The sequence below is a fragment of the Chromohalobacter sarecensis genome, from assembly GCF_023061135.1.
In the GTDB taxonomy this organism is placed as follows: domain Bacteria; phylum Pseudomonadota; class Gammaproteobacteria; order Pseudomonadales; family Halomonadaceae; genus Chromohalobacter; species Chromohalobacter sarecensis.
In genome coordinates this window covers 104,288-125,370 of sequence record NZ_JAKGAN010000004.1, presented here as the reverse complement: position 1 = coordinate 125,370, position 21,083 = coordinate 104,288, and the positions used below count along the sequence as shown (strand labels likewise).

The 21,083-nt window shown below is 63.2% G+C and carries 19 protein-coding genes; 6 read left to right on the top strand and 13 right to left on the bottom strand.

The genetic code is table 11. The features are described from left to right. Window positions 1-12: 12 nt before the first annotated feature. The 3 genes from L1071_RS08075 to cysZ form a co-directional block, all read right to left on the bottom strand. Window positions 13-624 (bottom strand): superoxide dismutase, encoded by a 612-nt coding sequence (locus L1071_RS08075; protein WP_246971915.1) that lies wholly within the window; start codon window positions 622-624, stop codon window positions 13-15. 130 nt (window positions 625-754) lie between these two features. Further along, the gene (locus tag L1071_RS08070) at window positions 755-1,681 is read right to left on the bottom strand and encodes a ZIP family metal transporter (RefSeq protein WP_246971912.1); all 927 of its coding nucleotides are present in this window, start codon (window positions 1,679-1,681) and stop codon (window positions 755-757) included. Between the two features lie 28 nt (window positions 1,682-1,709). Continuing rightward, the gene (gene cysZ / locus L1071_RS08065) at window positions 1,710-2,438 is read right to left on the bottom strand and encodes a sulfate transporter CysZ (RefSeq protein WP_246971909.1); all 729 of its coding nucleotides are present in this window, start codon (window positions 2,436-2,438) and stop codon (window positions 1,710-1,712) included. 302 nt (window positions 2,439-2,740) lie between these two features. On the opposite strand from cysZ, the gene L1071_RS08060 reads away from it, so the two are divergent. Continuing rightward, a complete protein-coding gene (locus L1071_RS08060) occupies window positions 2,741-4,615 on the top strand; it encodes a GGDEF and EAL domain-containing protein (RefSeq protein ID WP_246971900.1) in 1,875 nt (624 codons plus the stop codon). Here the strand turns inward: L1071_RS08060 and phoU are convergent. The 5 genes from phoU to L1071_RS08035 form a co-directional block, all read right to left on the bottom strand. Beyond that, the gene (gene phoU, locus L1071_RS08055; protein WP_246971887.1) at window positions 4,573-5,292 is read right to left on the bottom strand and encodes a phosphate signaling complex protein PhoU; all 720 of its coding nucleotides are present in this window, start codon (window positions 5,290-5,292) and stop codon (window positions 4,573-4,575) included. The two genes, L1071_RS08060 and phoU, sit on opposite strands and share 43 nt — an antisense overlap. 32 nt (window positions 5,293-5,324) lie before the next feature. Then, complete coding sequence (pstB, locus tag L1071_RS08050; RefSeq protein ID WP_246973105.1) at window positions 5,325-6,098, bottom strand: phosphate ABC transporter ATP-binding protein PstB; 774 nt, start codon at window positions 6,096-6,098, stop codon at window positions 5,325-5,327. A 65-nt stretch (window positions 6,099-6,163) separates the two neighbouring features. After that, on the bottom strand, window positions 6,164-7,540 hold the full coding sequence (gene pstA, locus L1071_RS08045) for a phosphate ABC transporter permease PstA (protein ID WP_246971872.1): 1,377 nt from the start codon (window positions 7,538-7,540) through the stop codon (window positions 6,164-6,166). Beyond that, window positions 7,537-9,663: an ABC transporter permease subunit gene (locus L1071_RS08040; protein ID WP_246971858.1), complete on the bottom strand. Its 2,127-nt coding sequence runs from the start codon at window positions 9,661-9,663 to the stop codon at window positions 7,537-7,539. The genes pstA and L1071_RS08040 overlap by 4 nt, the downstream gene beginning before the upstream one ends. A 56-nt stretch (window positions 9,664-9,719) precedes the next feature. Further along, the gene (locus tag L1071_RS08035; protein ID WP_246971856.1) at window positions 9,720-10,682 is read right to left on the bottom strand and encodes a PstS family phosphate ABC transporter substrate-binding protein; all 963 of its coding nucleotides are present in this window, start codon (window positions 10,680-10,682) and stop codon (window positions 9,720-9,722) included. 209 nt (window positions 10,683-10,891) lie between these two features. Between L1071_RS08035 and L1071_RS08030 the strand changes: the two genes are divergently transcribed. Beyond that, window positions 10,892-11,296: an acyl-CoA thioesterase gene (locus L1071_RS08030; RefSeq protein WP_246971853.1), complete on the top strand. Its 405-nt coding sequence runs from the start codon at window positions 10,892-10,894 to the stop codon at window positions 11,294-11,296. A gap of 18 nt (window positions 11,297-11,314) precedes the next feature. On the opposite strand, the gene L1071_RS08025 is transcribed toward L1071_RS08030, so the two are convergent. From L1071_RS08025 to hexR, 3 genes are all read right to left on the bottom strand, one after another. Continuing rightward, complete coding sequence (locus tag L1071_RS08025; protein WP_246897699.1) at window positions 11,315-11,770, bottom strand: phosphate-starvation-inducible PsiE family protein; 456 nt, start codon at window positions 11,768-11,770, stop codon at window positions 11,315-11,317. A 31-nt stretch (window positions 11,771-11,801) separates the two neighbouring features. Continuing rightward, on the bottom strand, window positions 11,802-14,021 hold the full coding sequence (gene uvrD / locus L1071_RS08020; protein WP_246971850.1) for a DNA helicase II: 2,220 nt from the start codon (window positions 14,019-14,021) through the stop codon (window positions 11,802-11,804). 85 nt (window positions 14,022-14,106) lie between these two features. Next, window positions 14,107-14,970 (bottom strand): transcriptional regulator HexR, encoded by an 864-nt coding sequence (hexR, locus tag L1071_RS08015; protein WP_246971840.1) that lies wholly within the window; start codon window positions 14,968-14,970, stop codon window positions 14,107-14,109. Window positions 14,971-15,169: 199 nt separating this feature from the next. Between hexR and L1071_RS08010 the strand changes: the two genes are divergently transcribed. After that, window positions 15,170-15,364, top strand: a complete 195-nt coding sequence (locus tag L1071_RS08010) for a PA3496 family putative envelope integrity protein (protein ID WP_246971838.1) — start codon at window positions 15,170-15,172, stop codon at window positions 15,362-15,364. Window positions 15,365-15,471: 107 nt separating this feature from the next. Here the strand turns inward: L1071_RS08010 and L1071_RS08005 are convergent, their stop codons facing one another. After that, window positions 15,472-16,839, bottom strand: a complete 1,368-nt coding sequence (locus tag L1071_RS08005; RefSeq protein ID WP_097021479.1) for a sodium-dependent transporter — start codon at window positions 16,837-16,839, stop codon at window positions 15,472-15,474. A gap of 339 nt (window positions 16,840-17,178) precedes the next feature. Beyond that, window positions 17,179-18,048, bottom strand: coding sequence for a DUF72 domain-containing protein (locus tag L1071_RS08000; protein WP_246971836.1), 870 nt, complete (start codon window positions 18,046-18,048; stop codon window positions 17,179-17,181). A gap of 177 nt (window positions 18,049-18,225) precedes the next feature. Here L1071_RS08000 and L1071_RS07995 point away from each other — a divergent pair, with 177 nt between their 5' ends. The 3 genes from L1071_RS07995 (at window position 18,226) to L1071_RS07985 (ending at window position 21,080) form a co-directional block, all read left to right on the top strand. Further along, the gene (locus L1071_RS07995) at window positions 18,226-18,921 is read left to right on the top strand and encodes a DUF6198 family protein (protein ID WP_246971835.1); all 696 of its coding nucleotides are present in this window, start codon (window positions 18,226-18,228) and stop codon (window positions 18,919-18,921) included. Between the two features lie 94 nt (window positions 18,922-19,015). Then, on the top strand, window positions 19,016-20,128 hold the full coding sequence (mltA, locus tag L1071_RS07990) for a murein transglycosylase A (protein ID WP_246971823.1): 1,113 nt from the start codon (window positions 19,016-19,018) through the stop codon (window positions 20,126-20,128). A 31-nt stretch (window positions 20,129-20,159) separates the two neighbouring features. Beyond that, on the top strand, window positions 20,160-21,080 hold the full coding sequence (locus L1071_RS07985; protein WP_246971808.1) for an oxidoreductase: 921 nt from the start codon (window positions 20,160-20,162) through the stop codon (window positions 21,078-21,080). Window positions 21,081-21,083 lie beyond the last annotated feature (3 nt).

Sequence of the window (21,083 nt, the reverse complement as noted above, 5' to 3'; positions counted from 1 at the left end):
CTCCCGATAGGCTTACGCAGTGGCTTCGGCGTAACGACGCGCCACTTCGTCCCAATCGACGACCTCGAAGAAGGCCTTGATATACTCGGGACGCTTGTTCTGATACTTGAGGTAATAGGCGTGTTCCCACACGTCCAGCCCCAGAATCGGCGTATTGCCGTGCATCAGCGGGCTATCCTGGTTGAGCGTGTTTTCCACGACCAGACGCCCGGCAGGCGTGACGGACAGCCAAGCCCAGCCACTGCCGAAGCGCTTGACGGCGGCTTGCGTGAAGGCTTCACGGAACGCTTCGTCACCGCCCAGCTCGCTTTCGATGGCCGAGGCCAGGTCGCCCTTGGCCTTGCCTCCGCCCTGCGGCGACATGACCGTCCAGAACAGCGAATGGTTGGCGTGCCCGCCACCATTGTTGATCACTGCCTGGCGCTTGGCTTCCGGAACGCGCTCGATTTCACCCATCAGGGTTTCGACCGGCAGCGATTCGAGATCCGTGCCTTCAAGGGCAGCGTTCAGATTGTTGACGTAGGTCTGATGGTGACGGCTGTGATGGATCTCCATGGTAAGCGCATCGATATGCGGTTCCAGGGCATCATAAGCATAGGGTAACGTCGGTAGTTGATGCGCCACGACATACCTCCTTGTCAATCTATCGTCGAATGTCGAGCCTTGGTGCAACATGGCACCAACGGCACGTTGTACCTAACAATAATAGTTTTCATTGCAGGTTTGTCAATTACTTAGCGGCTTATGCAAGGGGTCAGAACACCTTGTCGAGCACGAACATCAGCATGAATCCTCCCAGCACTCCGAAGGTCGCATCGCCTTCGTGTCCCTTGCGATGTGACTCGGGAATGATCTCGTGGCTGATCACGAACAACATCGCACCGGCGGCAAAGGCCAGGCCAAAGGGCAGCAAGGCGTCCACGACATGCACCGCGAGAGCTCCGATGACCCCACCGATGGGCTCCACCAGGCCGCTCAATAACGCCGCACCCAATGCAGTGAGGCGCGAATAACCGATCGCCAGCAGCCCCAGGGAGACGATCAGCCCCTCGGGCAGATTCTGCAGGCCGATACCCAGCGTCAGCGCCACCCCGGCGGCCATATCGCCGCGTGCGTAACCTACGCCGACCGCCAATCCTTCGGGAAAGTTATGAATGGTGATGGCGAAGATGAACAGCCAGATACGCCGGATCTGCAAGGCATCCGCGCCGCCCTGCTTGCCCAGCGCGAAATGCTCATGGGGCACGAAACGATCCATGCCCCAGACCAGAATGCCGCCACACACGATGCCCCCGCAAACGATCGTCAGGGCCCAGCCGATGGTACCGGTGAGCGCCAGCGAGTCCTCGTAGGCTGGCATGGCCAGAGAGTAGGCCGTGGCCGCCAGCATCACACCGGCGCCGAAGCCCATCAAGGCATCTTCGAGACGCTGGCTGATGTGGCGCAACACCATGATCGGTAGCGCCCCTAGCGGCGTGAAAAGCCCGGCCACCAGACTCGCCAGCATGCCCGCCTGAAGCGTACTCAATGTGCTCAACCAATCGCGCATCTGGGCGCCCAGCCACCACACCAGGAACGCGCCCACGGCCGCCGCGATCAGGATGCCCAGCGCCCAGCGGCGTCGAATAAAGCCGCCGGGCGCTACGGAAGGCGCTGGCGAGGGCGCTTGCGTATCTTGCATGCGGAGTCTCCTGCCTCGTCGAGAGCGTTCAGCGTGTCACAGTCGGTAGATGGCGATAATACTGCCGCCAGAGTATCACTGCACCCGCCACGCCGCCCGGCAACAGCACTAGATTGAGCACCGGCACCCATGTCGCCAGCGACATACCGAAGCCAAAGGTCAGCGTCGGCCACAATCGTGTTCGCAATCGATGTCGCATATCGCGAAAACTCACCTGATTGTTATCCATCGGATAATCAAGGTACTGAATCGCCAGCATCCACGCCGAAAAGGCGGCCCACAAGAACGGCATGAAGATGTTCACGCCGGGCACGAAGCCGAACGCGAACAACAACGCCATGCGCGGCAGCATGTACCCCAGCTTGACGCATTCCCGGCCCAGCGCGTCGACCCCGGCACGGAAAAGCCCCCGCGTATCGCTGGGCGGCGCCCCGCTCAGGCGCCATTCCACCTTTTCGGCGAGAAAGCCATAAAACGGCGCGGCGATCAGGTTGGTCACCAACGTGAAGGAAAAGAACACTACCAACAGCAGGCTCACCACCAGCAGTGGCCAGACCAACCATTCAAGCCACTCGAGCCAGGACGGCACCTGGAGCATCCAGTAGTCGAGCCAGCCACCGAAATGGGTGAACAAATAGCCTAGCGTGGCGGCGTAAATCAGCAGATTGATCGCCACCGGCACAATGACGAAGCGCCGCATCCCCGGCGACAGAACCAGCCGTGTGCCCTGACCGATGGCGGTAAACGCATGCAGCATCGAGGTTTATTCCTTGATAGACGATAACGCGGGCCCTGCGCCACAGCATGCCACGCGGCGGCCCCAGCGCCCATCTCCCGCATTGGATGAGAAATTTAATACCAGTATGAGGTTCTCTCAGACTCCGTGCTCAGTAAAACGCATGACCCGCTCGGCCTTTCGGCGCAACTCGGCGAATAGCGGCCAAGCGCGGCACGTCAGTGTGCTAACGTGGCTACCACCGGGATGCCTGCACGGCAGCGTTAACGCGCCTCCCCGGCCTGTAGATGACGCGGCCCGGCATCGCGACAAGAGAACACCTCATGGCAAACGCCCCTGGGGTCGGCGCCCCCGATCATGGCGATGAAGCGCGCCGCCTCGACGAACTCCAACGTCTAGGCCTGATGGATACACCGCCCGAGAAGCGTTTCGACGACATCACCCGACTGGCCGCGCGGGTCTTCGACGTGCCCATTGTGCTGATCACGCTGATCGACCGCCACCGCCAGTGGTTCAAATCGCGTTTCGGCATCGATGCCTGCGAGATTTCCCGCGACGACGCCTTTTGCGCGCATGCCCTGCTCGAGCGCCAGATGCTGGTGATCGAGGACACCGCCAACGATCCCCACTTTCACGCTCATCCCCTGGTCACCGACACGCCCTACATCCGCTTTTACGCCGGCGCCGTCATTCGCATGGCCTCGGGCCTGCCACTGGGCACGCTGTGCGTGATCGACCGTCGCCCAAGGCGCTTCAACGCCCAGCAGCGCGAGATATTGCTCGACTTGGCACGCCTGGTGGAAAACGAGATCGGCGACGACGTCATCACACGCCTCGAACACGCGCGGGCCGAGATCGGCTCCCAATTCGACCCGCAAACTCGGCTGGCCACGCAACAGCGCTTTCAGCAACTCATCCAGGCGCGCCTGGCGGCATTGCCCAAAACTGAGACATTCTGTGGCGTCGCCGCCATCGATCTCTACGGCATGCGCGCGGTGCGTACGCGCTTCTCGCTACAGGCCAGCAACGAAGTGCTCATGCGCGGCATCGCGCGGGTTGAGAAAGCCCTCGACGGTTTCGTCTTCGACTTGGCACGCATCGACGATCAACGCCTCGGGGTGCTGCTCTACCAGGGGGATCCCGCGCGCATGGCCGACACCATGGCGACGCTGGCCGAGACCTTGCGGGCGCCCTATATCGCCGCCGGCAAGAGCGTCACCGCCCCCGCACGCGTGGTCTGGGCACAGGACGCCACTCAACTCGGCCATGCCGATGACATCCTCTCCGCCCTGCAGCATACCTGCCGGCGCCTCCACAACGAGCGCGGCGACACCCTGCTGCGACTCGATACGCCCGCGCTGCTGCCACGCCTGACGCGACGCAACTTGCTGCGCCGCCGCACGGCCTCGGCACTCGCCGAAGATCGCTTCCGGCTCCACTACCAGCCGCAGGTCGCCATACACGGCTACCAAGTAAAAGGATTCGAGGCCTTGCTGCGTTGGCATGACAACGAACTGGGGCAAGTCAGCCCCCAGGATATCGTCGATATCAGCGAAGAAATCGATCTCGGCGATCAACTGGATACCTGGGTTCTGCAAACCGTCACCCAGCAACTGGCCACGTGGCGCGACCGAGGCCACGCCCTGCTACCGGTGTCCGTCAACGTGTCTCAGGAGCAGCTCGCGCGGCCCGCCTTCGTCGACTTGATCGACTCACTGCTCACGCGCCACTGCCTACCCGGGCGATTGCTCAATCTGGAAGTGCTGGAGCGCTCGTTGATCGACGACCCCGAGGCCATCATCGACAGCATGCAGCGTCTCAAGCGCCGTGGCGTGGGGTTCGCCATTGATGATTTCGGCACCGGCTATTCGTCGCTTTCGTACCTGACGCGGATTCCGTTCGACACGCTCAAGATCGACAAGAGCTTCATCGACCGCATCTGCGACGATCCACGCGTAGCCTCGCTGGTGCACTCGATCGTCTCGCTGGGGCGCGATGCCGGCATGCAGGTCGTCGCCGAGGGCGTGGAAAGCGTCGCCCAGGTCACGCTACTGCGCGACTTTCACTGCCATAGCATTCAAGGCCATGTCTTCTCCATCGCCCTGACGCCAACGCATGCCGAAGCGTTGTTGACGGCCGTGGCCAGAAAGCGCGCTTACTCGCCGAGCGACTCGTCCAGTTCGCCGGGCGCGGTATGACGCACGTCGAGCCCCTTGACCAGATAAATGACGTGCTCGGCCAGATTGTCGGCATGATCGCCGACCCGCTCCAGGGCCCGCAGGATCGTCATCACGCTGAGAATGGACGTGATCGCGCGCGGATCTTCCATCATGAAGGTCACCAGCGAGCGCGTCGCCGTGGTGTATTCGTTGTCGACCGCCTCATCCTCGTGCAACACCTCCAGTGCCAGGCGCGTATCGAAGCGCGCGAACGAGGTCAGCGCGTCACGCAGCATCTTGCGCACGTGCTCGCTCAGATGGCGAATCTCGACCATGCCCCGCGATTGGCGGCTCGATTCGATGAGCGCCAACGCATTGCGGGCGATCTTGTTGGCCTCGTCGCCGATGCGTTCGAGATCGGAGGTAGCACGGATGACCGCCAATACCAGGCGCAGATCGGAGGCCGCCGGCTGCCGACGTGCCAGCACCCGGGTGCATTCCTCGTCGATCTGGATTTGCATGTCGTTGACGGCGGTATCGCTATCGCGGACGCGCTCGGCGGTGCGGCTATCGCCCTCGAGCAACGCCTCGACGGCATCCTGCACCTGCTTCTCGACCAGCCCGCCCATGGCCATCAACTGGGTCTTGAGCTGCTCCAGCTCCTGATTGAACTGACGGGAAATGTGCTGACTATGCGTCTCGTTGGTAATGTCCATGACACTGCTCCGCTTGTCGTAATCGCCGCGACTCAACCCACGCGGCCGGTGATGTAGTCTTCGGTGCGCCGTAAGCGCGGATTGGTGAACAACGTATCGGTCGGGGCGTACTCGACCAGCTCGCCAGCGTGCAGAAACGCGGTATAGTCGGACACCCGCGCCGCCTGCTGCATGTTGTGGGTGACCAGAACCAGCGTCAGTTGCGACTTCAGGCCACGGATCAGTTCCTCGATCTTGAGCGTCGAGATCGGGTCCAGCGCCGAGGCCGGCTCGTCGAGCAGTAACACGTCCGGGCGCACCGCCAGGGTGCGGGCGATGACCAAGCGCTGCTGCTGCCCGCCCGACAACGTCCACGCCGAGGCATGCAGGTCCGCCTTGACCTCCTCCCACAGCGCCGCCGACTGCAACGCCCACTCGACGATCTCATCCAGTTCGCGCTTGCGTTTGACGCCCTGCAGGCGCACCCCATAGGCGACGTTTTCATAGATCGACATGGGGAACGGATTTGGCGTCTGAAACACCATCCCCACCCGGCGGCGCAACTCGGCCACATCCACATCGCGGGCATGAATGTCCTGGCCCTCAAGGCGAATGCGCCCTTGCCGCGTGACCTGGTCGTTGAGGTCATGCAATCGATTGAGACCGCGCAGCAGCGTCGACTTGCCGCATCCCGAGGGCCCGATGAAAGCCGTCACGCGGTGACGCGGCACGCGCAGCGTCAAGTCGCGCAGTGCCGGCTTCCCCTCATAGGCGAGCGACAGGGCCTCAATGTCGAAACAACTCGACGTCGAGGGAAAATCGACCACTGCCGACGACAAGCGCTGGGGCTCGGCGGCGGAAAAAGACGCGGCGGACAAGAGTGACGAGCCTCCTACGAATGCTCCAGTGCACGGTGACGTGCCCTGAGATGATGGCGCAAGATTATTGCAGTTAGATTAAGCACCACGATGACGACGACCAACAACGTCGCCGTGGCGAACACCAGCGGCATCGCTGCCTCGGCATCACGACTGGCGAAGCCGAGATCGAACAAGTGATAGCCCAGATGCATGAACTTGCTGTCGAGATGCAAATACGGAAACTCCCCATTCACGGGGATTTCCGGCGCCAGCTTGGCCACGCCCACCAGCATCAGCGGCGCTACCTCGCCGGCGGCACGGGCCACGGCCAGAATCACCCCGGTCAGCATCGACGGCAGCGCCATGGGCATCACCACCCGACGCAGGGTCTCGAAACGCGTCGCGCCCAGCGCCAGCGAGCCTTCACGCAACGCTACGGGCACCCGTGCCAGGCCGTCCTCGGTGGCCACGATCACCACCGGCAGCGTCAACAGCGCCAAGGTCAGCGAAGCCCACAGTAACCCACCGGTACCGAAGGTCGGCGACGGCAGGCGCTCGGCGAAGAACCAGCTATCGAGGCGTCCTCCCAGCCCGTAGACGAACACACCCAGTCCGAAGACGCCGTAGACGATCGACGGCACCCCGGCCAGATTGCGCACCGCGATGCGTACCAGGCGCGTCAACGGTCCCTGGCGTGCCACCTCGTTGAGATACAACGCCGCCAGCACCCCGAACGGCGTGACCACCAGCGACATCAGCATCACCATCAACAGCGTACCGAAGATCGCCGGCCATACGCCGCCTGCGGTATTGCCATCGCTCGGCGCCTCGCTGAGAAAGCGCCACACGCCGTGTCCCCAGGCCGCAAGCTTGTCGCCGACATCCATGCGATTGGGCCAGGAAAGCGACGCCACCTGCGCGAAGGCAACCTCAGCCGCGCGCCCCTCGACGTTGCGCAGATACAGCGTCGTGATCTCGGCGTCCCCCACCAAGGCCTGACGCAGGTGACGTTGGGCCTCATCGCCTTGCAGGCGTTCACCGGCGGGCGTCTCCACCGCCGTCAGGCGCCCGATGAAGGGCCCCCAATCGCGACGCTCGGCATACAGCAAATCCGGTGGCGTCTCACGCGTCTCGATGGCCTGCGTCTCGATCCACCGCCATACCTGACCGTCGAGGTCGCGATTGGCGGTGAAATAGCGTTGTTCACCGGCCTCGCTGCCACGCGCGATACCGGCAATCCGCTGCCCATCGTCAAGGGTCAGCTGCTCGATATCGGCAGGCCAGAAATGCGCCAGCCCACGCGTCACGACCAGCGCCAAAAGCGCTACCACGGCCAATAGCGACAGCGCCACGCAGGCCCCGCTCAGCCAGCGCCAGACACCGTCACCGGCCAATCGCGGCATCCTCATGCATCACCCCCATAGCGTCGATACCGCCGCTTGAGTCGCCAGCGCACCATTTCCGCCAGGGTGTTGACGACGAAGGTGAACACGAACAGCAGCAACGCCCCGAGCAACAGCAGGCGATATTGCGTGCCGCCCACCGCCGCCTCGGGCAATTCAATGGCCAGGTTGGCGGCCAGCGAGCGTAGGCCCTCGAAGAGGCTCGGCGACATCAGCGGCGTATTGCCGGTGACCATCAGCACGATCATGGTTTCTCCCACCGCACGTCCCGCGCCGATCATGACGGCGGAGAGAATCCCCGGCGCGGCGGCGGGCAACTGCACCCGCCACAGCGTCTGCGCGCGTGTCGCGCCCAAGGCCAGGGAGCCTTCCGCCAGGGGGCGGGGCACGCCGGAAAGCGCTTCCTCGGCCAGTGAATACAACGTGGGAATGATCGCCAATCCCATGGCCATGCCGACGATCAGCGCATTGCGTTGCGCGTAATCCCAGCCCCACTGCTGGTGCATCCAGGCGCGCAGATCGCCGCCGAACCACCAGGCCTCGAGCCACGGCGAGAGACTCAGCGCCGCCCAACACAGTAGCGCCAGGGGCACTATCAGACCTACTCCGGCACTGATAGGGGGTAGACGCAGCTCCATACGCCGCGAAAACATCCGCCACAACCAGCCACACGCCACGCTGCCCAGCGGCACGCACACGAAAAGCGCCAGCGTACCGGCGAGATGGCGCTCGACGAAGGGCGCCACGAACAGCCCCGCGACGAAGCCGATGACCACGCCAGGCAACGCTTCCATCAACTCGATGGCGGGCTTGAGGCGTGCGCGCTGCCGCCGCGACATATAACACGCACTATGCATCGCCGCTCCCAGCGCCAGCGGCACGGCGAACACCATGGCCCAGGCCGCCGCCTTGAGCGTGCCCCAGGCCAGCGGCACCAGGCTGTACTGCGGCTCTTCATCGCCGGTGACGGCCGCCGCCCAACGCCACTCGGCATCGGCGTGGCCTTCATAGGTCTGCGGCATCCACAGCGTCGCCGGACTCACCGCGGCATGCGCTGCCTCGATCGCCAGCCGCTGGGGTGTGCCCGTCGCACCCAGCCACATGACCTGCGTGCCGTGCGCGTTGACCGACACGGCCGTCGGCGGCGTGGCCTCGGGGGCCTGACCGTGCCAACGCTGGCCACTCAGGGATTGATAAAGTCCCAGCCGACCGCTGTCGTCCAGCGCCAGCCACAAGCGCTGCCGAGGCAAGTCGATCACGCGTCGAATGGCGGTATCGCCCAGGGCCGTGTAAGACGTCTCGGCCGCTTGCCAGGCCGTGTCGTCGGGAGACAATCGCCAACGACGCAACCCACCTTGAGCATCGCCGACGATCAACGTGCGCCCGCCCTGCAGAAAGCTCAGCGCCGTCACCGGCGTCTGGGTGTCGGTGCGCGCCAGCGGTGTGCCGCCGCCGTCGGAAGACAGCTGCCATAGCGTCAATTGCGTGCCTTGGGTCATGGCCAGGCGGCCCGCGTGGCCCAGCGCGATATGTTCGGCCGCCTCCGGCACTGCAATACGTCGTGTGGTCTCAGCGGTATGCCACAGGGCCGCCACCTTGCCTTGTGTATCGCGCCCCGCCAGTACCCAGCCCTGGGCCGCATGATGGAGTGTCAGCGCCGCCACGCCGCGGGCCTCGAACAGGCGCAGGGTAGCGGCCTGAGTCCAACGCAATCGTCCTTGGTCATCACGGGGCACCAGGCGTACCTCGCCGTTGCTCAACCCCAGGGCCAGCGGCTGCGCCTGGCCCGCCTCGGCCACCGTCGTGACCGTGGCGCCTGCCGCCAGCGTCGCAATCTCGCCCTTGGCGTCGCGCAGTTGCCCTTCACGGGTCAACCAACGCGTGCCGTCATCGGCCAACCAGACGGCATGCATCGCACCGTCGTCGTCGGCAGCCGAGGGGGCGGTATCGACCTCCACTTCGGCGCCGTCGAAAAGCGGCAGCACGGCCAGCGTCAGATACACGCCGATGGCCAGCACCGCCACGACCACGCCGATACCGCTGGCGGCGATCACCCCGGTCGCCAGACGATCGAGACGCTGGCGCAGGCGGCGATTCGGGCGAGGCGGGTCAGTGGAAGGATCAGTCATCGGCGAGCCCGGCGGCGAAGCATTGCCTTGCAATGAAGTGAAATCATCAGATTACGTCAGTTTGATGACGAATGCGTGTCACCGGCAAGGGGCGGCAATCGCAATGCGCGTCTCGCCGCCGCCAGCCGAGCCTCGGGCAACGGCACGAACCCTTGGCGAGCCACCACTGCCTGTCCCTCGGGCGATAACACCAGATCGAAGAAGGCGCGTTCCAGGGCCGGCAAGCGTTCGTCCGGGGCCAGGTTGACGTACACAAGTAAGGGGCGGGTGAGCGGATAACGACCGCTGACGACGTTGGCCTGCGTGGGCAGGCGCGGCGTGCCCTCGTCGTCACGCAGCGCCAGCACCTTGACCATCGCGGTGGGGTAGCCTAAACCGGTGTAACCGATCGCCTTGCGGGAACGGCCGACCGCCGCCACCACCGCCGAGGAGCCCGGCAGTTCGTTGATGTCGCGGCGGAAATTGCCGCCGCACAAGGCTTCTCGCTTGAACAGCGCATGCGACCCGGAAGCGGTGTTGCGGCCGAAGCGGGCAATCGTCCGCTTGGCCCAGTCACCGTCGAGCCCTAGCGCACCCCAGCGCCGCAGGGTGGGCGCCTGGTCACAGAAGCGTGTGTCGGCGAACAGCGCCTCGACCTGCGCCAATGACAGCGAGGTGAGCGGATTGTCGCGATGCACGAATAGCGTCAGCGCGTCCAGTGCCACCGGCACCGCCACCGGCGGATAGCCCTGGCGAGCGATGAAGTCGGCGCGCTCGGCCTCGGTCATGGGGCGTGACATGGCACCGACACGCGTCGCCCCTTCGGCCAGTGCCGGCGGCGCAGTTCCCGAGCCAGAAGCCTGTACCTGCAAGCGCACCTGGGGATGGCGCGCGCTGAGCCGTTCGCCCCACTGCGTCATCAAACCACCCAGTGTATCCGAGCCGACCGAGCCCAGTGTGCCGCTCAACGGCGCCGCCATCGCCATCATCGGCAACAGCAACGCCCCCAGCGTCATCGCCACGCGCCATCGCCAGTTCACTGTGCCGCATCGGCCTGTTCGCCTATTCCTTATCAACGCTCTCGCCCCCGTGGCCACGCCTGCTGCGCCGCGATACGCCTTGCCGAGCGGCTGGTCGTCGAGGCCCAGCGGCGTTTACTATGAGATGGTTGCAACGGCGCGCTACTCTCAACCACAACAACGCTCGACAACCACAATGCTCGACAATAACAACCGGCAGGACCCACACCATGCATGAACTCGACGATATTCCCAGCCCGCAGGGCGAACTCACGCTCAAGCTCGTCACCCGGCGCCAGGATACCAACCTCTACGGCGACATCCCCGGCGGTTGGCTCATCGCGCAGATGGACCAGGCCGCCGAGCTCGCTGCGGGACGCCTGGCAAGCGGCCGGACCGCCACGGTCGCCACCGAGGGCATGGATTTTCTGTGCCCGGTGCGACTCGGCGCCGTGGTCAATATCTTCACCCAGGTCAGCGAGGTCGGGCGCAGCTCGATCAAGGTCGATGTCGAAGTGTGGATTCGCCCACCGCACGAGCGCAGTCCCGAAGAGCGCTACAAGGTCACCGAGGCGCGTTTCGTGATGGTGGCGCTGGACGACAACGGCCGCATACGCCCCGTACCCGAGGCATAAGGCGTCTATTGTCAGCCATCACGACGAGCCGTTGCCGCCACGCCGCACCAGCCAATAGCTCAGGCCCAGCGCCAGCACGGCGGCGGCCAGGGCCACGATTTTCATCGGCTCAATGGTTTCCATGTCCATGACCATGAACTTGCGGACCAGCGCCATGATCGCGATCAGCACCACGATCTCGACCTGAATGAAGCCGCCACGCCCTTCCATGGTGCGCACGATGGAGTTGTTGAACTCCATGGCGATCAGCACCGTCAGGATCATGTCGAACACCGCCTGAAAGACGCGATAATCGAACGGGTCGCGGGTCTGCACGAACAACAGTTCGATCACGTGAAAAACCAGATAATAGAGCGCCACCAGCACCACACAGCCAATCGCCCCGGTAAGGACCAGCGAGACCAGCCGCTCGAAACGCTGATAGCCGGAAAGCTGCGACCACTGATCCATCAACTCGGGGAACCACTTCTTCATCGTTGCGTCTCGCTTATGTTGTGCTTACGACTCATAACGGTGTCAGCTTGGCGAATCCCAGCACCAGCCATTTGTCGCCCTTGTCCTCGAAACTGATGTGCACGCGGGCCCTGGCGCCTTCACCCTCGGCATTGATGATCACCCCTTCGCCGAAGACCGGATGACTGACCCGCTGCCCCAGGCTCAACGACGGCTGATCGTCATCGCTAGACACACTTTGCTGCTGGGAGAGGCCGCGGTTGGGCCGCGAAGAAATCGGCCGCGAGACCTGGCCACGCAGGCGCACCTCCTCGAGCAACGATTCGGGCAATTCATGCAAAAAGCGCGACGGCCGCGAGAAGGTTTCCTTGCCATGCAAGCGACGAATCTCGGCATGCGTCAGATACAGCTTACGCATGGCGCGGGTCACCCCGACATAGCATAGCCGCCGTTCTTCCTCGAGGCGTCCCGGCTCCTCCAGCGACATCTTGTGCGGGAACAAGCCCTCCTCGACGCCAGCGACGAACACCACCGGGAATTCCAGACCCTTGGCAGAGTGCAGCGTCATCAGTTGCACGCTGTCCTCGAAGTCGGCCGCCTCGTGATCGCCGGCATTGAGTGCCGCCTCGGCCAGGAACGGCTCCAGCGCCGCCGCGCCCTCGCCGACTTCCTGTAGCGAGAAGGGATCACCCTGGGCAAAGTTGCGCGCCGCGTTGATCAGTTCCTCGAGGTTCTCGACACGTGCCTGGCCCTTCTCGCCCTTTTCGTTGCGGTGATGCTCGAGCAACCCGGTGGTATGCAGGACATGTTCGATCAGCTCATGCAGCGCCATGCCGGCGGTATCGTTGTCGAGACGCTCGATCAGTTCCGCAAACGCCGAGAGCGCACTTGCCGCGCGCCCCTTTAGCAGCCCCTCACTGAGGCTATCGTGCAGGGCTTGCCATAATGATACTGACTGCGTACGTGCCCGCTCGCGCAGCACTTCCACGGTGCGCGTACCGATGCCGCGTGCCGGCACGTTGATCACGCGCTCCAGCGAGGCATCGTCGTCGCGCGTCAGCGTCAATCTGAGATAGGCCAGAGCGTTCTTGATCTCGAGACGCTCGTAGAAGCGTTGACCGCCGTAGATGCGATAGGGCACGCCACTGCGGATCAGCGCCTCCTCGAGCACCCGTGACTGGGCGTTGGAGCGATAGAGAATCGCGATATCATGCCGCGCGCTGCCCTTGTTCACTTCCTCGTTGAGGGTATCGACGATGAAGCGGGCCTCGTCGAGGTCGTTGAAGCCGGCATAGACCGAGATAGGCTCGCCGTGCACGCCGTCGGTCCACAGCTCCTTACCCATGCGCCCGGCGTTATGGCTGATCAGCGTGTTGGCAGCCTCGAGAATCGCGCTCGTCGAGCGATAGTTCTGCTCCAGGCGCACCGTGGTGGTCGCGGGGAATTCCTCGGCGAAGCGCCGGATGTTCTCGACCTTGGCCCCGCGCCAGCCATAGATCGACTGATCGTCGTCGCCGACCACGGTCATGCCCGCGCGATCGCCGGCGAGCAGCTTGAGCCAGGCGTACTGCAAGGTATTGGTATCCTGGAACTCGTCGACCAGCAGATGGCCAAAACGCTCGCGGTAATGCGCCAGCAAGGCGGGATTGTCGCGCAATAATTCCAGGCCGCGCAGCAGCAATTCCCCGAAGTCGACCAGACCGGCACGTTCGCAAGCCAGTTGATAGCGCTCGTAGAGCTCGACCATCTGGCCCATGTAGGCGTCGCCATGGGTCTGGACCTGATGGGCGCGCAGGCCCTCTTCCTTGCAGCCACCGATGAAATATTGCACCTGCTTGGGCGGGAAGCGCTCAGCGTCGATGCGATGATCCTTGAGCAGGCGTTTGACCAGGCGCAGTTGATCGTCGCTGTCGATGATCTGGAAATGCTGGGGCAGGCGCGCGTCATGCCAGTGGGTGCGCAGCAGACGATGCGCAATGGAGTGGAAAGTGCCCACCCACATATTGCGCAGCGACAATCCCAGCAGCGCTTCGAGACGCGTGCGCATCTCGCGCGCCGCCTTATTGGTGAAGGTCACAGCGAGAATCGCGTAGGGCGACAGCCCCTCGACCTGCAATAACCAGGCGATACGATGCACCAGCACGCGCGTCTTGCCCGAGCCGGCACCGGCCAGCACCAACAAATTGCCCTGCGGATGGCTAACGGCCTCGCGCTGAGCCGTATTCAGCGAGTCGAGTAGCGGCGAAACGTCGCCCGGCGAAACGTCGTCCATGGATCACGTATCTTGGCATTGCGAAATGAACGCCCAGCTTAGCACAAGCGGTCTCGGCTTCGGTCGCTCGCGATCCGCCAGGCGGCTAGGCATCTTCGTCGGCGTCGGGATAACGCAGCGGCACCAGGCTTTTCTTCACCGACTGCAGTTGTTCGGCGAGCTTGGGGCCTCGCGTCTTGGCCACACCCACGGCGAGCACGTCGACGATCACCAGGTGCGCTACGCGTGAGCTCATCGGGGTATAGATTTCGGTGTCCTCGTGCACGTCGATGTACAGCGGCAGGGTGACCTCGCTGGCCAGTGGCGAGTCGCTGGGACATAAACCGATCACCGTGGCGCCGGTCTCGCGGGCCAGGCGCACGCTGGCTACCAATGCTCGGGTGCGCCCGGTCTGGGAGATGGCCACCACCACGTCGCGCGGCGTCAGCGTCACCGCCGACATATTTTGCATGTGCGGATCGGAATAAGCCGCTGTGGATATCTGCAGGCGGAAAAACTTGTGCTGGGCATCGAAGGCCACCGCACCCGAGGCGCCGAAGCCGTAGAACTCCACGCGATTGGCCATAGCCAGGGCATTGACCGCCTTGCCTAGCGCGGCGTGATCGAGCCGATCGCGCACCGAGAGCAGCGTGCCCACGGTGGAGTCGAAAATGTTGTGGGCGAATTCGGCGACGCTGTCGCTATCGTTCATCGAAAACTGCGCGAACTGGCTCCCTGTGGCCAGCATCTGCGCCAGTTTGAGCTTGAAGTCCTGGAAACCGTTGCACCCCAGCGCGCGACAGAAGCGCACCACGGTCGGCTCGCTGACCTTGGCTTCGGTGGCCAGATCGACGATGCGCATGTGGATAACATCCTCGGGATGACGCAACACGAAACGCGCCACCTTCTGCTCGGAGCGCCGGAAGTGCTCCATGCGGCGTCTCATCTCGTCGAACAAGGCACTGCTCATGATGGCGCGACTCCTTGGCTGACCAACAACGACGTGAAAACAGATTCGATTCTAGTATGCCGCAGGCGTTGAAGAGGAGAAAAAACGCCCGTTTCAGCCTTGACGTCATAATTCTGTCAAGTGCGTTATAGTAAGAATGTCAAGCGAAAACCGGTTACATGTTAATAAGACGGTTATAAGAACGATTGGGAGATTCGATATGCGTGGTACCGAACATCTTCAATCCTTGAAAAGCGAGCTGCTCGACATTCATATGAGCCTGGAAATGCTCGAGCACGAACAACGCAAGAAGAGTGCCGCGACACGCTATCTGCGCGCGCGGCGCGGCATTGAACTGCATCAGGAATTCAAGCGCTTGGAGCGCGACATCGTCGATTACGACGACTGGCAATAAAATAAACAGACACTCGATGAGCGGAGGAAGCTCCCCGTTCATCGAGTGTCTGGAAGGGCGTTCCCAGCCCGGCGCGGGGGGCAATATCCGCCCACGCCGGGTAACACTCAGAGGCTGCTGACGAAGACGATCACCACGCCGATGGGCGCAATGAAACGTACCGCCACGCGCCACAGCGCGAAGGCGCCATCGCTCATGTTGAGCTGCGAGCGCAGTTCGTCGCGCCCCATGAACCAGCCCACGAACAGCACAGTGGCCAAGCCGGTCAGCGGCAGCAGCAGCTTACTGGTGACGTAATCGAGCAGGTCGAAGAGGGTCATGCCGGCGAACTTGTCGAACATGCCCAGCGGCGCGAAATCACCCCAGATGTTGAACGACAGCACCGTGGCCAACCCCAGGGCCCAGGTCGCCAGCCCCGCAACGATGGTCGAGCCCACGCGCGACAGCGGCGAGCGCTCTTCGATCCATTCCACCAGCGGCTCGAGCAGCGAGATCGCCGAGGTCCACGCTGCGAACACCAGCAGCACGAAGAACAGCAACCCGAACAGCCAACCACCGGCCATGTTGCCGAACGCCAGCGGTAAGGTCTGGAAGATCAGGCCTGGACCCGCCGCCGCATCCAACCCATTGGCGAACACGATGGGGAAAATGGCCAGTCCGGCAAGCAGGGCAATGACGGTATCCATGACCACGACGATGAGCGCCGAGCGCCCGATGTTGACGTCATCGGAGAGATACGAGCCATACGCCATCATGATGCCCATGCCCAGACTCAAGGTGAAGAAGGCATGCCCCAGCGCGGCGAGAATGCCGTCACGGGTGATCTTGGAGAAGTCCGGCGTAAACAGGTAAGCCGCCCCTTCGGCGAAAGCGCCGGTGGTGGCGGCGTAACCCACGAGCAACACCAGCAGCACCGCCAGCGCCGGCATCAGGGTCTTCGCTGCACGCTCCAGGCCACCGGCGACGCCGCCCACCACGACACCGATCGTCATGATCATGAACAAGCTATGCCAGAGCAGCAATTCCACCGGGCTCGCCAGCAGGTTGCCGAACAAGGTACCGACGCTATCGTTATCCAGCCCGCTGAAGGTGTCGACCACCGCCATTTGAATGTACGCCAGCGCCCAGCCACCGATCACGCTATAGAACGAGAGGATCAAGTAGGCGCCGAGAATCCCGGCCACGCCGATCAACACCCAGGCACGGCTACGCTTGAGACGCCGCGTGATGTCGCCCATCGTCGAGATGGGATTCTTCTGGCCCAGGCGCCCGAGCAACCATTCGGACATCAGCATCGGCAAGCCGACCAGGAAGATGCAGATCAGATACACCAGCACGAAAGCGCCGCCGCCGCTTTCGCCGGTCATGTAGGGGAATTTCCAGATATTGCCCAGGCCGACCGACGAACCGACGGCGGCCAGCACGAAGGCCATCCGGGAGGACCATTGCGCGTGCGAATGAGACTTGTAAGACATTGCTTCACCTGAGTTGCGTGGCGCCATCGATCAATAAAATGATGGCGTTGTATTGTTGTTGCCACGTCCCCTGGGCATGGATCGCATACCGCGACATGGAGCATGACAGGCCCTTGCGAGCGCTGGGATCTGGCCACCGATCGACAAGGAGACCGCACCGCTCGCAGCGATGACAGTCAGCGTAAGGGTGTCGATAAACACCGATTGAGGAGACGACTGTCCGCGACAGTCGTCCACAAGAAGTACCATTTTAGCGGCAAGTTTTAGCCAAAACCATTCGCCCAATAGCGTCAAGTCATCAACGGCGAGTCATACGACGCCATCGCGCTATCATCACCGTCAGAAAAGTGCACTCTGACGTTCACCGGGAAAAGCCTCGAGAGGCGGTAATTCGACGCGCTCGGCCAGGCGTGAATAAAAGCGTCGCGCCAATTGCGGCGCTTGCCGGTTATCCGGCGTATGCACAAACAAAAAAGGGGTTTTCCCCTGTTTTATCCACAGCACCAGACGCTCACACCAAGGCGCGAAAAGTCGCTCGTTGATGGCCATATCACAATGACCGATGAAACGCACGATAGGCATATTTGCCGTGGAAATCACGTGTAACGGGCGTTTCGGCTTTTCACCCTGGGCCTTTATCAAGCGCGTATCGCTGCCTGCGGGCGTGGCGAAAAGCGGCCTCACATCGAGCATGACCCGGTCTATTCCTAAAGTTATCAACAAGCGGTTCAATTGCTGTTCTGCCGCCCCTTTGTGGAAAAAATCACTATGACGCACCTCTACGGCACAGGGGATTGCCGACGGCCAGTCTCTCAACAATGCCTCCAGTGCTGGCAGTTCCGGGGCCCCGAAATCACGCGGCAATTGCACCATCGTCGGCCCTAGCTGGTCATGTAACGGCGCTAGCGCCGCAAAGAATGTCTCGAGTTCCTCCGCGATGCCCACCAGGCGCTTTTCATGCGTGAGCCGCGCCGGCAGCTTGAAGCAAAAACGAAAATCCGCCGGCGCTTGACGCGCCCACTGGGCGACGGTCGCCGCCTTGGGCGGCCCGCTGTAGAAGGTGGTGTTGCCCTCCACGCTAGTGAACACGGCACCGTAATCGTGCAGCATGCCCTCCTGCGGTGCGTGTTGCGCGTAGAGACTGCCGCGCCATTCGCCATTGGCCCACATCGGCAAACCCAGAAACAAGCGCGGGCGATCCTCCGTCATGACGCGCCTCGCAATTGTATCGCGGGTATCCCGCGGCTATGATGCGCTGCGCTAAGCGGCCTCACCGGGTACGCTTCTTGCATCGTGTCATTTCTCCGCCCTTCGGCCACAAGCCCTCGGCGGTACGCCGACCATCCTCGGCATCGATTCATCTTCCACACCCTCGGGAGAGACAACATGAAGGTTTCCTGGCGTTCCTGGCTGACGCTGCTCGAAGGCTGCCTATTGGTGGCACTCGGCGTGCGGCTTCTGCAATCCGCCGATTTACTGGTCAGCGGTACCGCAGGGTTGAGTTTGCTGATCAGCGATCTGCTGCCGGTGAGTTTCGGTATCACTTTCTTCGTCATCAACCTGCCCTTTTACGGGCTCGCGTTCAAGCAATTGGGGCGCAATTTCACGCTACGCACACTCGCAAGCGTGACCTTGCTTTCGGTGCTCAGCGACACCCTCACCGCCACACTTCCCCTGGGCAACACCCACCCTGTGGTATGCGCCATCGCGGCGGGGCTTTTGATCGGCCTCGGGCTTGCGTTGCTGTTTCGCAGCAACGCCTCGTTGGGGGGCCTCAACATTCTCGCCCTGTATCTGGAACGCCGCGTAGGGTGGCATGCCGGTCGCACCACGCTGTGCTGCGATCTGCTGCTGTTGTTGCTGGCCGTCATCGTCTACCCATGGACGCAAGTAGCGGGCTCGGCCTTGGCATTTCTCACCTTGAGCGCGGTGCTCGGCCGTTATCATCGCAAGGCCAGTGTCCAGCGCCATCAACGCGGTGGTGATGACGACGAGACGGCACATATTCCACGTCGCAAGGGCGCCTTGTCACCGCATCGCGCTTCGATCGCCCGCTTGCGGCCCCTCAACGAGGAAGGTTAAGACCAAAACGCCACTGGCACGATCCAGTCCGGCAAGGCATCATCGCTGGCGACACTCATTCCAGGCGTCGACCGCCGAGGTGCCTTGCTTGTTCATGCCATTGCCGCGACCGATCATCGATGCCGCCCTCACCCTGCGCCAAATCACGCGTGCGGCGTGGTTGTTGCCGCTATTGGTGCTCGCGGCGTGCAGCTCTCAGCCGCCCGCGCCGAGTGCGCCATCGCCGACGGCGTCCGAGCGCATGCAACCCATGGAATGGCAGGCGTTGCCCGGTTGGCGTGACGATCACGTCATCGCCGCCTGGAGCGCGTTTATCGCCAGTTGTCCGCAGCTTGCCAAGCAGTCCCGCTGGACATCGGTCTGCACTGACGCCAAGCATGTCGACCCGCTCGATGAGCGCGATATCACGCGCTTTTTCGAGACGCGCTTTCAGCCTTACCGCCTCACTAACGACGACGGCTCCACCACGGGCACGATCACCGGCTATTACGAGCCCATTCTGCATGGCGCGCGTGACCGCCACGGGCCGTATCAGACACCGCTCTACCGCTTCCCCAACGCCTGGCAAGCGGCACCGCAGCGTGTGCGTGCCGCGCAGCGCACATTGCTGGAAAGCGGTGCCCTGCGTGGGCAGGAATTGGTCTGGGTCGACGACCCCGTCGAAGCCGCCTTCCTGCAGATCCAGGGCTCGGGGCGTGTTCGGCTGGACGACGGCGGCACCATGCGCGTGGCCTTCGCGGGGTCCAACAATCAGCCCTTTCGCTCGTTCAATCGCGCCTTGATCGAGCGCGGGGAAATCGACGCCTCACAGGCGACGTTGGCTGGCGTGCGGGCCTGGGCCAAGCGTCACCCCCAGCGCGTGGAAGAAATGCTGACCGTCAACCCGCGCATGGTGTTCTTCCGTGAGCTGGATAGCAATCACAGCGCTACCCAGGGACCGATCGGCGCCCTCGGTGTGCCTCTGACCTCGGAACGCAGCCTGGCCGTGGATCCCTCGCGCATCCCGCTGGGCGCGCCGGTATTCCTCTCGACCACACAGCCTCTCTCGAAGGAACCCTTGCAGCGCCTGATGGTCGCTCAGGATACCGGCAGTGCCATCAAGGGGACGGTACGCGCGGATTTCTACTGGGGACATGGCGATGCAGCCGGTGAGCGTGCCGGGCGCATGAAGCAAGATGGCCGCCTGTGGGTGCTGATGCCGAAATGAGTCGATCAGCGGGCGAAGAGAGGAGAGACACATGAATGAAGATCGCCACGCCACGCCTCCCTTGGCGGTGGTCACCGGTGCCACCGCCGGGCTCGGACTCGAGACCGCCAAGGGTCTGGCCACACAGGGTTATCGCCTGATCGTCACCGCACGCAACGTGGAAAGAGGCGAGCTGGCCTGCCATGCCATCCGTGCTCATGCGCCGCATGCCGAGGTGCGCGCCGAGCCACTCGACCTCGACAGCCTCGAATCGGTACGCGACTTCGCCCGGCGTCTGACGCAGACCGAGTCCTCGCTGGAGCGGCTGATCAACAACGCCGGCATCATGGCCCTGCCGCAGCATGAACGCACACGAGACGGCTTCGAGCGCCAGTGGGGCGTCAACTACCTGGGGCACTTCCTGCTCACCAGCGAATTGCTGCCACTGCTCGTCACCGCAACGGCACCCCGCGTGGTGCAGCTCTCGAGCCTCGCCCATCGTAGCGGACGCATCGCCTTCGATGATTTGAACGGCGAGACGCACTACGATCCCTGGCGCGCCTACCGGCAGTCCAAACTCGCCATGTTGTTATTCGCCCAGGCACTGCAGAAACACAGCGATGACCGGGGTTGGGGATTATTGAGCCTGGCTGCCCATCCCGGATTGTCACGTACCGCGCTGTTCGACGCCGGGGTCAAAAGCCGCCCCTTCATCGGCAGTGTATTCAAGCTGACCCTACCGCTGATCAGCCAGTCCGCCGCCGAGGGCGCCCGCCCCACGCTGCATGCCGCGCTCAGCGACAACGCCGGCCCCGGCGCTTACATCGGGCCCGACGGTCTCGGCGAGACGCGTGGCGCCCCCAAAGCGGCCCGACGCGCCCGCAATGCACGCGATCCGGCGGTCGAGGCACGCCTGTGGGACGTTTCATGCGAACTCACCGGGGCACGCTGGGACACGACACACCCCGCGTAGGTA

Bases quoted from the DNA above. Each gene is read 5' to 3' on its own strand.
- L1071_RS08070 (WP_246971912.1), bottom strand. From the start codon at position 1,681: ATGCAAGATACGCAAGCGCCCTCGCCAGCGCCTTCCGTAGCGCCCGGC.
- cysZ (WP_246971909.1), bottom strand. From the start codon at position 2,438: ATGCTGCATGCGTTTACCGCCATCGGTCAGGGCACACGGCTGGTTCTG.
- L1071_RS08060 (WP_246971900.1), top strand. From the start codon at position 2,741: ATGGCAAACGCCCCTGGGGTCGGCGCCCCCGATCATGGCGATGAAGCG.
- phoU (WP_246971887.1), bottom strand. From the start codon at position 5,292: ATGGACATTACCAACGAGACGCATAGTCAGCACATTTCCCGTCAGTTC.
- pstA (WP_246971872.1), bottom strand. From the start codon at position 7,540: ATGAGGATGCCGCGATTGGCCGGTGACGGTGTCTGGCGCTGGCTGAGC.
- L1071_RS08040 (WP_246971858.1), bottom strand. From the start codon at position 9,663: ATGACTGATCCTTCCACTGACCCGCCTCGCCCGAATCGCCGCCTGCGC.
- L1071_RS08030 (WP_246971853.1), top strand. From the start codon at position 10,892: ATGCATGAACTCGACGATATTCCCAGCCCGCAGGGCGAACTCACGCTC.
- L1071_RS08025 (WP_246897699.1), bottom strand. From the start codon at position 11,770: ATGAAGAAGTGGTTCCCCGAGTTGATGGATCAGTGGTCGCAGCTTTCC.
- uvrD (WP_246971850.1), bottom strand. From the start codon at position 14,021: ATGGACGACGTTTCGCCGGGCGACGTTTCGCCGCTACTCGACTCGCTG.
- hexR (WP_246971840.1), bottom strand. From the start codon at position 14,970: ATGAGCAGTGCCTTGTTCGACGAGATGAGACGCCGCATGGAGCACTTC.
- L1071_RS08010 (WP_246971838.1), top strand. From the start codon at position 15,170: ATGCGTGGTACCGAACATCTTCAATCCTTGAAAAGCGAGCTGCTCGAC.
- L1071_RS08005 (WP_097021479.1), bottom strand. From the start codon at position 16,839: ATGTCTTACAAGTCTCATTCGCACGCGCAATGGTCCTCCCGGATGGCC.
- L1071_RS08000 (WP_246971836.1), bottom strand. From the start codon at position 18,048: ATGACGGAGGATCGCCCGCGCTTGTTTCTGGGTTTGCCGATGTGGGCC.
- L1071_RS07995 (WP_246971835.1), top strand. From the start codon at position 18,226: ATGAAGGTTTCCTGGCGTTCCTGGCTGACGCTGCTCGAAGGCTGCCTA.
- mltA (WP_246971823.1), top strand. From the start codon at position 19,016: ATGCCATTGCCGCGACCGATCATCGATGCCGCCCTCACCCTGCGCCAA.
- L1071_RS07985 (WP_246971808.1), top strand. From the start codon at position 20,160: ATGAATGAAGATCGCCACGCCACGCCTCCCTTGGCGGTGGTCACCGGT.